12 protein-coding genes and 1 pseudogene are annotated in these 14,625 nt (G+C 70.3%); 8 read left to right on the top strand and 5 right to left on the bottom strand.

Annotation, left to right across the window (positions count from 1 at the left end; all coding sequences use genetic code 11):
* Positions 1-24 precede the first annotated feature (24 nt).
* Both HBB12_RS32300 and HBB12_RS32295 read left to right on the top strand, forming a co-directional pair.
* Positions 25-972, top strand: a complete 948-nt coding sequence (locus tag HBB12_RS32300) for a galactosyltransferase-related protein (RefSeq protein WP_236993167.1) — start codon at positions 25-27, stop codon at positions 970-972.
* Positions 969-2,063, top strand: coding sequence for a glycosyltransferase (locus HBB12_RS32295; protein ID WP_236993166.1), 1,095 nt, complete (start codon positions 969-971; stop codon positions 2,061-2,063). Before HBB12_RS32300 ends, HBB12_RS32295 begins: the two co-directional genes overlap by 4 nt.
* On the opposite strand, the gene HBB12_RS32290 is transcribed toward HBB12_RS32295, so the two are convergent.
* The 3 genes and pseudogenes from HBB12_RS32290 to HBB12_RS32280 all read right to left on the bottom strand — a co-directional run bounded on the left by HBB12_RS32290 (position 2,000) and on the right by HBB12_RS32280 (position 4,187).
* Positions 2,000-3,238, bottom strand: a complete 1,239-nt coding sequence (locus HBB12_RS32290; RefSeq protein ID WP_236993165.1) for an iron-containing alcohol dehydrogenase — start codon at positions 3,236-3,238, stop codon at positions 2,000-2,002. The genes HBB12_RS32295 and HBB12_RS32290 overlap by 64 nt on opposite strands.
* 2 nt (positions 3,239-3,240) lie before the next feature.
* Positions 3,241-3,410 (bottom strand): annotated as a pseudogene (locus HBB12_RS32285) (allophanate hydrolase); the annotation flags it as partial.
* 90 nt (positions 3,411-3,500) lie between these two features.
* Positions 3,501-4,187 carry a GntR family transcriptional regulator gene (locus HBB12_RS32280; RefSeq protein ID WP_236993164.1) on the bottom strand — a complete coding sequence of 229 codons (687 nt, stop codon included), beginning with the start codon at positions 4,185-4,187 and terminating at the stop codon, positions 3,501-3,503.
* 173 nt (positions 4,188-4,360) lie between these two features.
* Here HBB12_RS32280 and HBB12_RS32275 point away from each other — a divergent pair, with 173 nt between their 5' ends.
* From HBB12_RS32275 to HBB12_RS32250, 6 genes are all read left to right on the top strand, one after another.
* Positions 4,361-5,395 carry a 4-hydroxythreonine-4-phosphate dehydrogenase PdxA gene (locus tag HBB12_RS32275; RefSeq protein WP_236993163.1) on the top strand — a complete coding sequence of 345 codons (1,035 nt, stop codon included), beginning with the start codon at positions 4,361-4,363 and terminating at the stop codon, positions 5,393-5,395.
* 260 nt (positions 5,396-5,655) lie between these two features.
* A complete protein-coding gene (locus tag HBB12_RS32270) occupies positions 5,656-6,945 on the top strand; it encodes an MFS transporter (RefSeq protein WP_236993162.1) in 1,290 nt (429 codons plus the stop codon).
* Between the two features lie 8 nt (positions 6,946-6,953).
* Positions 6,954-7,886: an amidohydrolase family protein gene (locus HBB12_RS32265; RefSeq protein WP_236993161.1), complete on the top strand. Its 933-nt coding sequence runs from the start codon at positions 6,954-6,956 to the stop codon at positions 7,884-7,886.
* 62 nt (positions 7,887-7,948) lie between these two features.
* A complete protein-coding gene (locus HBB12_RS32260) occupies positions 7,949-9,253 on the top strand; it encodes an MFS transporter (RefSeq protein WP_236993160.1) in 1,305 nt (434 codons plus the stop codon).
* Positions 9,254-9,328: 75 nt separating this feature from the next.
* Positions 9,329-10,603: an MFS transporter gene (locus HBB12_RS32255; RefSeq protein WP_236993159.1), complete on the top strand. Its 1,275-nt coding sequence runs from the start codon at positions 9,329-9,331 to the stop codon at positions 10,601-10,603.
* Between the two features lie 11 nt (positions 10,604-10,614).
* Complete coding sequence (locus HBB12_RS32250; RefSeq protein ID WP_236993158.1) at positions 10,615-11,562, top strand: amidohydrolase family protein; 948 nt, start codon at positions 10,615-10,617, stop codon at positions 11,560-11,562.
* Between the two features lie 50 nt (positions 11,563-11,612).
* Here the strand turns inward: HBB12_RS32250 and pchP are convergent, their stop codons facing one another.
* Together pchP and betA are read right to left on the bottom strand one after the other, a co-directional pair.
* Entirely contained in the window at positions 11,613-12,668 is a 1,056-nt protein-coding gene (gene pchP, locus HBB12_RS32245) for a phosphorylcholine phosphatase PcpP (protein ID WP_236993157.1), read from the bottom strand.
* A 235-nt stretch (positions 12,669-12,903) separates the two neighbouring features.
* Positions 12,904-14,598, bottom strand: a complete 1,695-nt coding sequence (betA, locus tag HBB12_RS32240; RefSeq protein WP_236993156.1) for a choline dehydrogenase — start codon at positions 14,596-14,598, stop codon at positions 12,904-12,906.
* Positions 14,599-14,625: the final 27 nt, after the last annotated feature.

Here is a 14,625-nt window from a genome sequence, read left to right as displayed (position 1 = left end):
CTTGCCGGAAAGCTCAGCGCCCGCATGTCCTCCGTGTCCGTCGTCACCCTGGCCAAGGGTCGTCCCGCCCACCTCGCGAACGTGCTCCGCGGCCTGGAACGCCAGACCCGGAAACCCGCCGAGTTCATCGTCGCGGTGATGCAGGACGACCTCTACGACCTGCCCGACGCCTCGTTCCCGGTGCACCAGTTCCGGCTCCCGGGCGAGGCGCTGCCGCTCGCCGCCGCGCGCAACCGCGGCGTCGCGCTCGCCACCGGGGACGCGGTCGTGTTCCTCGACGTCGATTGCATCCCCGCGCCCGACCTCGTCGCCGATTACGCCGCCGGGCTCGCCACCCTCGACGGCCTGCTGATGGGCGAGGTGCTGCACCTGCCCGAGCACGCGACCGCGGGGGACTGGGCCTACGCGGATCTGGCCCGGGTCGCCGAGAAGCATTCCGATCGCCGCGGCCCGCCGGCCGCCGGCCTCGAGATCTGCCACGATTACCGCTGCTTCTGGTCGCTCAACTTCGCGATCCGGCGCGCCACCTTCCTCGCCACCGGCGGCTTCGACGAGCGCTATACCGGCTATGGCGGCGAGGATACCGACTTCGGCAAGCTCCTCGACCGGCGCGGCCTGCCGATCGCCTGGATGAAGGGCGGCCTTGCCTATCACCAGTACCACCCGCACCACATGCCGCCGGTCCACCACCTCGACAGTGTCGTGCGCAATGCCGAATTGTTCGAGGCCAAGTGGGGCTACCGCACCATGGGGCACTGGCTCCATGCCTTCCGGGTGATGGGGCTGATCGACGACACGCCGGACCGGCCGATCCGCATCCTGCGCCGCCCCGATGCCGGCGACCTCGCGCTCACCGGGCAGCAGGGCCACCAGCCCTACACCAACTCGGCCTCGGTCATCCGCGCCATCGAGGCCAGGGAGATCGAGGCCAGGGAGATCGAGATTCGGAAGCAGGCCCCGGTGCCGGCGTGAGGATCGCGCTCCTTGCCCACCTGCGCCACCCGATCGCGCCGCCCTTCGCGGGCGGCCTGGAGGCCTATTGCTGGCACCTGGCGGACGGGCTGACCGCCCGGGGCCACGCGGTGGTGCTGTTCGCCTCCGGCGACAGCGACCCGCGCTTCACCCTCGACCCGGTGATCCCGGTCCACCACGAGAAGAGCTTCCCGGGCCTCGAGCACCGGGGCGATCCCGGCCTCAAGGCCCATGTCGATGCCGGCTACGCCGCCGCCTGCGACCGGATCGCGGCGGGCGGGTTCGACGTCGTGCACAACAACTCCCTGAGCCGCTTGGCCCTGGAGCGGCGGCGCACGGAGGCCGTTCCCACGCTCACCTCCCTGCACGCGCCGCCCTACGACGCCTTGCGCTGGTTCGTGCACGACAGCCCGGCACCCGGGCACCGCATCACCGCGACCTCGGCCGCGCATCTGCGGGCCTGGTGGCCCGACGGCGCCCCGCCGGAGGCGGGCGTCCTGCACAACGGCATCGATCCCGCGGCCTGGCCCTACCGCGACGGCGGCGACGGCTCCGCCGTCTGGAGCGGGCGCATCGCTCGCGTGAAGGGCCCGCACCACGCGATCGCGGCCGCGCGGCGCGCCGGCCTGCCCCTGACCCTGTTCGGCCCGATCGAGGAGCCGGATCACTGGGAGACCGACATCCTCCCGCATCTCGGCGGGCCGATCCGCTATGGCGGCCACCTCGCCGGGCCGGCGCTCGCCGCGGAGATCGCCCGCGCCTCGGTCTTCCTGTTCACCCCGTGCTGGGACGAGCCGTTCGGGCTCGCGGCGATCGAGGCGATGGCCTGCGGCCTTCCCGTCGCGGGCTTTGCCCGGGGCGCGGCGGAGGAGGTCGTCGGCGAGGCCGGATGCCTGGTCCCGTCCGGGAACGACGCCGCCCTGGCCGGGGCCATCCCCCGGGCGCTGGCGATCCCGCGCCGCGTCCCGCGCGAGCGGGTGCTGCGCCTGTTCACCCGCGAAAGCTGGCTCGACGCGTGCGAGGCCCTCTACGCGGAGGTCCGCGCCGGCGCAGCGCGTCCCCCGTCATCCGTGTTCCGGGCCGCTCCATGACCCGCCGGACGATCGGCGCCGTGCCAAACCTCTTCGTAGAGCGCGACGATCGCCTCGAGGTCGGGCACGACCGGATTGTTGGACGGTGACCCCGAGGCGAGGGCTTGGCGCGCCATCGTGGGGAGCAACGTCGTCCAGGTTGCCGGATCGACGCCGTAAGCCTCCGGTGACGGGACGGCGAGATCGGCGTTGATGGCGCGCAGCTCGGCCACGAGCGCCTGGGCCGCCGCGGCATCGTCCCGGCCGGCGGCGAGCCCCATCGCGCGGGCACATTCGGCGTACCGCGCCTCGGCGCCGGGTATGCTGTAGGCGGTGATCGTGGGCAGCAGCATGGCGTTGGACAGGCCGTGCGGAATGTGGAAGTGGGCGCCGATCGGTCGGCTCATGCCATGGACGAGGGCGACGGAGCTGTTGGAGAACGCGATCCCGGCCTGCGTCGCGCCCAGCATCAATGCCTCTCGGGCGCAGCGATCGGTTCCGTCGGCGTAGGCGCGTCGCAGATGCGGGGCGATGTTCCGGATCGCCGCCAGGGCGAAGCCATCCGAGATCGCGTTGGCGCGACGCGAAACGTAGGCCTCGATCGCATGCGTCAAGGCATCGATCCCGGTGTCGGCGGTCAACCTCGGGGGCTTGCTCAGCGTCAATTCGTAATCGACGACGGCGGCGACGGGCAGAAACGACAAACCGGCGCAGAGCATCTTCTCGGAGGTGTCGGCATCCGTCACCACCGTGAAGCGCGTGACCTCGGAGCCGGTTCCGGCCGTCGTCGGGATCGCGATGACGGGGAGCGCGGGTCCGTTTGCCTGGTGCGGAGCCTTGTAGTCGCGCATCGCGCCGCCCTGGACGCACAGGACGGCGACGGCCTTCGCGGTGTCGATCGGGCTGCCGCCGCCGAGGCCGATCAGGCAATCGAAGCGGCCCGCCTCGACTGCGGCCAGAACGGCGGCGACCGTCCGGGTGTCGGGCTCCGGGATCGTGTCGGAAAAAACGTCCGATTCGATGTCGGCCGAGGCGAGCGTGGCCTGGAGGCGATCGGCGGTCCCGTTTCTCACCATCGTCGCGTCCGTCACGATGAGCGGCTTTGCCAGTCGCAAGGTCCTCACTATCTCGGCCGTCTCGGCGATGGCGCCCTGGCCGATGCGAATGATGCGCGGCAGCGTGATTTGATAGCTCATCGAATTTCCCCCGATCGGAACAGGATCATGACGTCGCGCAGGTCGACGATGGTTTGCGCCGGATCGTAGATCGGCATCGGGGTGACGCCGAACATCTGGCAGCCGCCGGCCCCCGCACCGAATCGATCGCCCCGAACCAGCCGCCATGGCCGACGGTCGGCTTCGGCGTGTCGAAAGCGCGGGGGAGGGCCGCCGACCTGCCGATCCATGGCGTGTTACCGGCGGACCGGACGGGTGCCGGACCCACACGACACGGCCGCGGTCAGATCACGTCCTGCACGCGGATCCAGGTCGCCTCGAGATGGCGGGCGATCACCGCCGCGAGGCGGTCGGCGTCGCGGGCCTCGAGGGCCTGCACCATCTCCTCGTGCTCGGCCACCGCGCCGGCCCACTTGTCCGGCGCGTCGCTGCCCACGAAGCGGATCCGGCGCAGGCGCGACTGGATCCCCTCGTGGGTGGCGGCCAGGAACGCATTGCCCGACAGGGTGGCGAGACCGGCATGGAACGCCTGGTTGCGCTTGAAGTATTCGAGCCGGGTGCGGGTCGCGTAGTAGGTCATCATCTCGTCGTGCAGCCGGCGCAGAGCCGCGATCTCGGCGTCGCTCGCCCGTCGGCAGGCGAGGCGGGCCGCCGTCGTCTCCAGGGCGGCCAGCACGTCCAGCATGTCGCGCACGTCGCGGGGCGTGAGGCGGCGCACCACGGCGCCGCGCCCGGGCACCAGCTCGATCAGGCCCTCGCTCGCGAGGAACTTCAGCGCCTCGCGCAACGGGGTGCGCGATACCCCGAGGGCCTGCCCGAGCTGTCCTTCGTGGATGCGGCTCTCGGGGGCGAGGTGACCCTCGATGATGAGGTCGCGGATGCGCCCGACGAGTTCGTCGTGGAGGGTCCGCCGGCTGACCGGCACCATCGGGTCGAGGGCCGACAGCCCCTCGTTGCTCACGTCCATCATACGCCTCTCAGCCGTCGGCCCTCCTAGCATGAGGCTCCGTCTCCCTCCACTCGCGACCTGTCATAGGCCCACAAACACCGTCGCATCCTGTATTCCTGCATACAGCATTCTTGCGTGCAGGACATCGCGGATCTATAGAACGGGTCGATCCGAGCAAAAGCCAGGTCTCCCGCATGCCCGACTCGTCCGCCGACCCGCTGCGCCCCGTCCTCGCCGTCGCCATCGGCGATCCGGCGGGGATCGGACCCGAGCTCGCCGCCAAGGTCGCGGCCGATCCGGAGATCCGCTCCGCCGCCCGCCTGCTGATCGTCGGCGATGCCCGCGTCCTGGAACGCGGCGCGGCGCAGGCCGGCCTGTCCCTCGACGTCGAGGTGCGGCGGCCGGGCCAGGATCCGACGCCCGGCGAGCGTCCGGTGCTGCTCGATCTCGGCCATCTCGACCCCGACGGGATCACGCTGGGCGAGGTGCAGCGGGAGGGCGGCGCCTTCGCGCTGCGCAACTTCCGCGAGGCGATCGGCCTCGCCGCCTCGGGCGTCGCGGGCGCGGTCTGCTTCACCCCGTTCAACAAGGCGGCGATGCGCCTCGCTCACCCGCCCTACGACGACGAGATCGGCTTCACCGCCGAGGTGCTGGGGCTCGCGGATGTCCCGGCCAAGGAGTTCAACATCCTCGAAGGATTGTGGAACGCCCGCATCACCTCGCACGTGCCGCTCTCGGCGGTGGCCTCGCTCATCACCTACGATGCCGTGCTGGAAGGCCTGCGGCTCACCGATCGCTCGCTCAAGGACAGCGGATTTCCCGCGCCGCGCATCGCGGTGGCGGGCCTCAACCCGCATGCCGGCGACGGCGGCAATTTCGGCCACGAGGACGACGCGATCATCGCGCCCGCCGTCGCGGCCGGCCGGCGGGAGGGCATCGACGCGCAGGGGCCGTTTCCGCCCGACACCGTCTTCCTGCGGGCCACCAAGGGAGCCTTCGACGCGGTGCTGACGATGTACCACGACCAGGGCCAGATCGCCATGAAGCTCATCGGCTTCGACCGCGGCGTGACCCTGCTCGGCGGCTTCCCCTTCCCGATCTGCACTCCCGCCCACGGCTCGGCCTACGACATCGCCGGCCAGGGCATCGCCAATCCCGGCGCCAGCCGGGCTGCCCTGCTGCTCGCCGCCCGGATGGCCGGCAGGGGCGCGGTGCGGCAGGCGGCGTGAGCGCCTGACCGGCGCAATCTGCGCGACGACGTCACCGGTACCCCACTCGCGACCTCATCCTGAGGTGCTGCTGCTTGCAGCAGCCTCGAAGGAGGGCTTCAGCCAAAGCTGCGGCTTCTGGAGGCCTCCTTCGAGGTCAGTCGATCGCTGATCGACCGACACCTCAGGATGAGGTCGAGGGCGAGGCGAAGCAGACAATCGATAAAAATCAAAACAAGAAACCGCACGATCATGAAAAACCATGACGACGGGAGGAAATCATGTTCGGGTATCGCCGCGGAGGCGCGCCGCTCAACGTCCTGATCCTGCTCTCCACGATGTCGTTCCTGCTCTACGTCGACCGGGTCAACCTGTCGACGGCGGCCTCCTCGATCCAGGCCGAGCTGGGGATGACCAACACCCAGCTCGGCATCGCCTTCTCGGCCTTCGCCTATTCCTACGCGGTGTTCCAGGTGATCGGCGGCTGGATCGCCGACCGGATCGGCTCGCGGGTGACGCTGCTGGTCTGCGGCCTGATCTGGGTTCTGACCACGATCGGCACCGGGCTCGTCGGCAGCTTTGCGGCCTTGCTCGCCGTGCGCTTCGTCCTCGGCATCGGCGAGGGCGCGACGCTCCCCGCCGCCGGCCGGGCCCTCACCAACTGGACGCCGCGCGCCCGGCGCGGCTTCGCGCAGGGGATCACCCATTCCTGCTCGCGCCTGGGCAACGCGGTCACCCCGCCGCTCGTCGCCCTCCTCATCCTCACCCTGTCGTGGCGGATGTCGTTCGTGGTGCTGGGCGCGGTCACCGCCGTCTGGGTCGCGGCCTGGTGGCGCTACTTCCGGGACGATCCGCGCACCCATCGCGGCGTGATCGCCGACGACCTCGCCGACGTGCCGCCCTACGACTTGAGCAAGGGCAAGGCCGACGCGGTGCCGTGGGGACCGCTCCTGCGCCGCATGGCCCCGACCATGATGGTCTATTTCTGCTACGGCTGGACCGGCTGGCTGTTCTTCACCTGGCTGCCGGTATTCTTCAAGCACGGCTACGATCTCGACATCAAGAACTCGGCGATCCTGTCCTCCGGCGTGTTCTTCGCCGGCGTCGTCGGCGACACCGTCGGCGGGGTGATCTGCGACTGGGTCTACCGCCGCACCGGCAGCCTGGAGGCGGCGCGCGCCCGGGTCATCCTGGTCAGCTTCCTGGGCGCCGCCGCCTTCCTGGTCCCGGTCCTGTTCGTGCGCGACCTCACCGCCATCGCGCTCCTGCTCAGCGGCGCGTTCTTCATGATCGAATTGACGATCGGGCCGATCTGGGCCGTGCCGATGGACGTGGCGCCGCGCCACGCCGGCACCGCGAGCGGGCTGATGAATGCGGGCTCGGCGGTGGCCGGCATCCTCTCGCCGATCCTGTTCGGCCTCATCATCGACGCCACCGGGAACTGGACCCTGCCCTTCGCCGGCTCGATCGGCCTGCTCCTCGTCGGCGCCGCCGCGACCTTCCGGATCAAGCCCCAGGTGCAGGTCGCGGGCTCAGCCCCGGCCGTCGCCCACACGGTCCCGGCCGAGTGAGCGCCGCCATGGCCGATCCCATCTCCTTCCTGAACGAGATCCTGCCCGAGGGAATCGTCGACGCCCATCACCACCTCTGGGCCTTGCAGGACGGCCATTATCCCTGGCTCCAGGAGGGCTATGCCGGCGCGGCGTTCTTCCTCGGCCCCTACGAAGCCTTGCGCCGCGACTACGCGGTCGCCGACCTGCGGCGGGATTGCCGGCCGCTCCGCCTCGCCGCGACCGTCCATGTCGAGGCGGAGCGCGCCCGCGACGAGCAGGTGGCGGAGACCCGCTTTCTCGACGCCGTGCGGGCCCGCGACGGCCTGCCGGGCGTCACGGTCGGCCACGTCTCGTTCCTCCAGCACGACCTCGATGCGGTGCTGGCCGCGCATCGCCGGAGCCCCGCCTTCCGGGGCGTCCGCTCGAAGCCGGTCACCGCCGCGGCACCCGGCCTGTCGGTCGCCGGCGAGGCGGGCTCGCTCCAGGACGAGATCTGGCGTGCGGGCCTCGCGCGCCTCCCCGCGCACGGCCTGTCCTGGGATTTGCGGGTGCCGTTCTGGCACCTGACGGAGGCCGCCGCGGTCGTGGCCGGGCTGCCGGGCTTGTCCGTCGTGCTCAACCATTGCGGCCTGCCGCTCGACCGCTCCGAGGCCGGGCTGTCCGCCTGGCGCCGGGGCATGGAGGCCCTGGCGGCCTTGCCGCAGGTCAGCGTCAAGCTCTCCGAGTTCGGCCTGCGCGGCGGGCGCTTCGACGAGGCCAGCACCGTGCGGGTGGTCGCCGAGACGGTCGCGCTCTTCGGCGACGACCGCGTGATGTTCGCCAGCAACCTGCCGGTCAGCGGCCTCTCGGCCGACGTGCCCAGGATCGTCACGGCGGTGATGCGCGGCCTCGGCACCCGCGATCCGGAGCGGCTGCGCAAGGTGTTCTCGGAGACCGCCCGGCGCGTCTACCGGATGTGATCGACACGCGACGACCAACAACAACCCCCGCAACGCCAGACAATTCGTGGGAGGAAACCGTTATGTCCACCATCGCCATGCCGGCCGCGAGCGCCGGCCTCTCGATCCGGGATTCGGCCTACAGGAAGGCGACGGCGCGCATCGTGCCGCTGCTGATCCTGGCCTTCCTCGCGGCCTATCTCGACAGGGTCAATGTCGGCTTCGCCAAGCTCCAGATGGCCTCCGACCTGCAATTCAGCGACGCGGTCTACGGCGCCGGCGCCGGCATCTTCTTTCTCGGCTACTTCCTGTTCGAGTTGCCGAGCAACCTGATCCTGCACCGGGTCGGCGCCCGCACCTGGCTCGCCCGGATCATGGTGACGTGGGGCCTGATCTCGGCCGCGACGATGCTGGTGCAGACCGCCTGGCAGTTCTACGCCGTGCGCTTCGCCCTCGGTCTCGCCGAGGCCGGCTTCATGCCCGGCGTGATCTATTACCTGAGCGCCTGGTTCCCGGCCGAGCGCCGGGGCCGGGTCGTCGGCCTGTTCTTCATCGGGCTCGGCGTCGCCGGGCTGATCGGCGGCCCGGTCTCGGGCCTGATCCTCGGAAGGATGTCGGGTGTGCTCGGCTATGCCGGCTGGCAGTGGCTGTTCCTGCTCGAATCGCTGCCGAGCGTCGTCATCGGCATCGCCCTGCTGCTGCTGCTCGAGGACCGGGTCGAGCAGGCGCGCTGGCTCGACGCGCCGGAGAAGGCGGCGATCGCCGAGGACCTCGCCGCGGAGCGGGCGGCCAAGCCCGCGCTGACCCTGCGTGCCGCGTTGACCAACCGCTACCTGATCCTGATGACCGGGATCTTCTTCATCTGCAACCTGTGCCTCTACGGCCTGAACTTCTGGCTGCCGACGCTCATCACCAATATGGGCGTCAAGGATCCGGCGATGGTCGGATTGGTCTCAGCCCTGCCGAGCCTGTGCGCCATCGCCTCGATGGTGCTCGTCAGCCGCAGCTCCGACCGGTTCCGCGAGCGCCGCTGGCACCTCGCCGGGCTCTACCTGACGGGCGCGGTCGGCCTCGGGCTCTCGGTGCTGTGGCAGAGCCAGCCGGTCCTCGGCGTGTTCGCGCTCTGCATCGCCACCGCGGGCATCCTCGCCATCCCGCCGCTGTTCTGGAACCTGCCGACCGCCATGCTCTCGGGCGTCGCCGCGGCGGGCGGGCTCGCGGTGCTGAACTCGTTTGCCAACCTCTCGGGCTTCTTCGGCCCGGCCATCGTCGGCTGGACCTCGCAGGCGACCGGCAAGACCGAGCTCTCGATCCTGTTCCTCGCCGCGACCCTGGTGCTGGCCGCGGGCCTGATCTTCCTGATCCCGGCCCGGCTGGTGAACCGCTGAGCAGGGCGCCGCCGCAACCATCACCGCCCAAGGGGCCGGGAGAGCCCCGGGGCGGACCAATGGAGGAAACACCCCATGGACGCCACCATCGCCGGATCCGGCGCCGTCGCGAGCGCCGCCGCCACGCGGGTGCGCTGGCGCATCTTCGCGGTCGTGTTCGCGCTCGTCGTCATCAACCTGATCGACCGCACCGCCCTGTCGATCGCGATGCCGACCATCGCCCGCGAGTTCGACCTCTCGCCGACGATGCAGGGCGTGATCCTTTCGGCCTTCTTCTGGACCTACGCGCTGCTCCAGGTGCCGGGCGGCTGGCTCATCGACCGCTACGGCCCGCGCCGCCTGATGGCGGGCGCCACCCTCGCCTGGGGGCTGTTCCAGTCGCTGGCCGCCTTCGCGACCGGCGGGCTGTCGCTCCTCCTGACCCGGCTCGGCCTCGGCGCGGCGGAAGCGCCGCTGTTTCCCGCCGGCGCCAAGCTCAACGCGATCTGGCTGTCGCCGCAGGAGCGGGGCCGGGGCGCGGTGCTGATGGATTCGGGCTCGCCCCTCGGGGCCGCCTTCGGCGGCGTCATCATCTCGTTCCTGATCCTCGCCCTCGATTCCTGGCGCCTCGCTTTCCTGGCCGCCGGCCTCGGCACCATCGCCCTCGGGGCGCTGGCCTGGCGCATCCTGCGCGACGATCCCGCGATGCATCCGCAGGTCAACGCCGCCGAACTCGCCGCCATCCGGGCCGTGCCGGAGGGCGGGCGCGCCTCGGAAGCTCCGTCCCGGATCACCGCCCGCTCGCTCGCCGGCCTGATGCTCGGCCGGATGGCCTGGGCGATGATCAATTTCGGCCTGCTCACCTGGGGCCCGAGCTACCTTGCCCAGGCCCGCGGCTTCGACCTCAAGCAGATGGGCGCGGCGACCTTCGTGATCTTCCTCGCCGGCATGTCGGGCTCGCTGTTTGCCGGCTTCACCGCCGACGCCCTGTTCGCCCGCGGCTGGTCGCGGGCTGCCGTCTACCGGGGCATGCTGGGCGTCTCCGGCCTCGCCGTCTTCGCGACCTTCGTCGCCCTGCCGCAGGTGGCCGATCCGGTCGGCGCGGTGGCGCTCCTCTCGGTGACGCTCTTCTTTCTCTACTGGGGCAGCCTCTACTGGAGCCTGCCGCCGCTGCTCGCGCCCAGGGACAAGGTCGGCCTCGTCGGCGGGATCATGAACTTCGCGGGCTCGGCCAGCGGCATCGCGGTGCCGATCCTCACCGGGCTGATCCTGCAGGCCACCGGCGCCTACCTGGCGGTGCTGATGTTCTTTGCCGCCTGCGCCCTCGTCTACGTCGCCGGCACGATGTTGATCGCTTACCCGAAAGCCTGAACGAGGCGCCGATGTCCCGCTACGACGGCCCGATCCTCGACGCGCACCAGCATTTCTGGGAGCCCGACCGCAACCCCCATCCCTGGCTGAAGCCCGGCGTGCGAATCCCGTTCCGCTACGGCGACTACGAGGCGATCAAGCGGCGCTACCTGCCGGACGAGTACCGCCGCGACGCCGGCCCGCACGACATCGTCGCCAGCGTCTATGTCGAGACCGAGTGGGACCCGGGCGACCCGCTCGGCGAGACCGCCTATGCCGCGGGGCTGTCCGCCGAATGGGGCCTTCCCAACGCGATCGTCGCGCAGGCCTGGCTCGACCGCGCCGACGTCGCGACGGTGCTGGCGGGACAGGCCGCCTGCCCGCTGGTGCGCAGCGTGCGCCACAAGCCGGGCGGCCCGGCCGCGCCCGACGAGGTCGGGACGTGCCGGACCCTGATGTCGGACGAGATCTGGCGCGCCGGCTACGCGCTCCTGTGCGGTCACGGCCTGTGCTTCGACCTGCAGACGCCGTGGTGGAACCTCGACGAGGCCGTCGAACTCGCCCGCGACTTCCCCGACACCACGATCATTCTCAACCATGCCGGCCTGCCGTCGCGCCGCGATCCCGATAGCCTCGGGCTCTGGCGCGATGCGATGGCCCGCTTCGCCGCCCGCCCGAACGTCGCCGTCAAGGCCTCGGGCCTCGGCCAGCCGGGCCGGGCCTGGACGCCGGAGCTGAACGGGCCGGTGGTGCGGACCCTGATCGATCTGTTCGGGGCGGACCGGGTGATGTTCGGCTCGAACTTCCCGGTCGACAGCCTGTGCGCGGAACTCGCCCCGATGATCGACGGCGTCAAGGCGATCGTCGCGGCCCTGCCCCCGGCGGAGCAGGAAGCCTTCTTCCTCGGCACGGCGGGGCGGATCTACGGCGTCGTGCCGCAGGCTCGAGTCCCGTCGTCGCCGGCGCCCGTCCGGGCTTGAGCCGGCCCGGTCGAACGCGTCCCCCGCCCCTTCCGGAAGGCGTATCGACCCTACTGAATATCGTCCGGCTTGACCACGATCCAGTTCTTGTCCGCCGTTCCCGGCAGGCCGTTCTTGGCCTGATCCGCCGCCGCGGCCTTCTGCATCCCGTCGATCTCGGTGCGGTACTTGGCTTTCCGGTCGACCCAGACGCGCAGGCCGCCCTTCGTGGTATCGACACCGTGAAGCAGCATGTAGCCGTCGCTTTTCGGCGTGTCGCCCGCGACCAGGACGGCCTTCTTCCACGGCGCGATGTAGGTCAGGATCGCCGCGTACTTACCGGCGAACCAGGTCGCCGGCGTCCAGAGGTACGGCGTGATCTCGAGCGGCATGTTGGCCTTCGGGTCGTAATGCCCCTCGGCGATCTGCTTGCGCGCCGTCGTCAGGGCGCCGGTGGCGCGGTCCTTGAGGAGCGTCGTGACGCCGATCACGTTCTGCGGCTTGACGTTGTAGCCGTAGCGCGGATCGGAGGCGACCATGCGCACCAGTTCCTCGTGCGCCGCCGTCATGACGTAGACCTCGATCCCGTTCTCCATCAGCTTGGCATACAGTTCCTGCATGCCGCGGAAGAGTTGGGGAATCTTGACCTCGGTCTTCTTCAGAATGTCGCCGTCGTAGTAGGTCGTCGGGATCGGCTTGGCCGAACTCATCATCTCGTCGAGGTGGACCTTGAGCTGCGCCAGGGTGAGCCCGGAGAACGACTGGGCGATCCAGGGATAGCAGACCAGGTCGTCGATCTCGCACAGCCGGTTGTAGTAGCTGTACAGGCTCTCCTTCTGCCCGTCCTTGTCCTTGAACGGGACCAGCTTGAGCGAGGGATCGAGGTTTTCGCGAGTCAGCACGCCCTTCATCTCGAGGTACGGCAGAAGGGCCTCGGTCAGGTCGTTGCGGTAGGTCGTGTTGTCCATGTCAAACACCGCGTAGGCGCCTGTATTGGCATTCGCGGCGATCATCGCGTCGATCCGGCTGGCGGCCTCCTTGGGCCAGTGCGTCAGCTCGGCCGCGTCGGCCTGACCTGACAGGCCGAGAAAGGCGAGGCCGAGGAGCCAGCCGAACGAGCGCTTCATGGATAAACCTCCTGGTGGGGGCTGCGAAAAGAGCCCGCCCCGCGGCGGTTGAGTGCGGGTCGGGTATCCTGGCGAGAATTCGGGACGGTCGCGCGACGAAACGAATTTGTCTGCGTGCTGATCAGTCGACGGCGCGAGCGGCGAACCGTTAAGCTAGAGGCATTACGCTCGTATGACACACGCGGTCCATGCGAACCTTACGCAAGCTGGCTCCGTGTCCGGTGCCGGCCGGCCTTCAGGCCGCCCGGGCGGGGAGGCGTCGGACCGGGGCATCGCCCGCCACGTGGTAGGGCGCGTCGCTGCGCGGCAGCGGAGCGCGGCCCCGGATCCGGTCGGCGATCTTCTCGGCCATCATGATGGTCGGCGCGTTGAGGTTGCCGGTGACGATCAGCGGCATGATCGAGGCGTCCACCACCCGTAAGGCCTCGAGACCGTGCACGCGGCCCTCCGCGTCGACCACCGCCATCGCGTCGGTGCCCATCTTGCACGAGCACGAGGGATGATAGGCGGTCTCGCCGTGGGCACGCACGAAGGCGTCGATCTCGGCATCGCTGCGCAGGGCCGGTCCCGGGCTGATCTCGCGGCCGCGATACGGGTCGAGCGCCGGCTGCGCCATGATCTCGCGGGTGATGCGGATCGCGTCCCGGAACTCGCGCCAATCCTGCTCCGTCGACATGTAGTTGAACAGGATGCTCGGATGATCGTCGGGATCGCGGGAGGTGAGCCGCACCCGCCCGCGGCTCGGCGAGCGCATCGAGCCGACATGCGCCTGGAAGCCGTGGGTCTCGATCGCGTTGCTGCCGTTGTAATTGATGGCGAGCGGCAGGAAGTGGTACTGAAGGTTCGGCCAGCCGAAATCGTCGCTCGACCGGATGAAGCCCCCCGCCTCGAACTGGTTGCTGGCGCCGATGCCGGTGCCAGTAAACAGCCATTGCGCCCCGATCAGGGGCTGGTTGTAGACTTTCAGCGCCGGCGCCAGCGAGACCGGCTTCAGGCACTCGTACTGGACGTAGATCTCCAGGTGATCCTGGAGGTTCTCGCCCACCCCCGGAAGATCCTGCACGACCGGGATGTCGAGGCCGCGCAGGAGGTCGGCCGGGCCGACGCCCGAGCGTTGCAGGATCTGCGGCGAGGCGATCGCCCCGGAGCAGACCAGCACCTCGCGGCGCGCCCGCGCCGTCGTCGATCCGCCCTTGCGCCGATAGGCGACCGCGACCGCGCGGCGCCCCTCGAACAGGATCCGGTCGGTCAGCGCGTGGGTGACGATGGTGAGGTTCGGCCGTCCCCGCGCCTGGTCGAGATAGCCGCGGGCGGTGCTGGAGCGGCGCCCCGCCGGGGTCACGCTCCGGTCCATCGGCCCGAAGCCCTCCTGCTGCCGGCCGTTCAGGTCGGTGGTGCGGGGATAGCCCGCCTGCACCCCGGCCTCGACCATCGCCTCGAACAGGACGTTGCGGCCGGGTTTCGCCGTGGTGACGCTCAAGGGGCCGTCGCCGCCGTGATACGGGTCGGGCCCGATGTCGCGGCTCTCCGCCTTGCGGAAATAGGGCAGGCAATCGTGGTAGGACCACTCGGCGAGGCCGGGCAGCTGCGCCCAGCCGTCGTAGTCGAGGGCGTTGCCCCGGATGTAGCACATGCCGTTGATGAGCGAGGAGCCGCCGAGCCCCTTGCCGCGGCCGCACTCCATCCGGCGCCCGTTCATGTGCGGCTCGGGATCGGTGAGATAGGCCCAGTTGTAGCGCCGCCCCTGGAGCGGATAGGCGAGCGCAGCCGGCATCTGCGTGCGGAAGTCGAGCCGGTAATCCGGCCCGCCGGCCTCCAGCAGCAGCACGCTCGTGCCGGGATCCTCGGTGAGCCGGGTCGCGAGCACGTTGCCGGCGGATCCCGCTCCGACGATGATGAAGTCGTACTCGCTCACGCGCGTCTCGGGCATGGTGTCCGTGTCCGTTCTCGTGTCGAT

This window comes from Methylobacterium sp. SyP6R (assembly GCF_019216885.1).
Taxonomy (GTDB): Bacteria; Pseudomonadota; Alphaproteobacteria; order Rhizobiales; family Beijerinckiaceae; genus Methylobacterium.
Note: the sequence above shows the minus strand (reverse complement) of the source record. Positions and strands in the feature narration are given on the sequence as shown.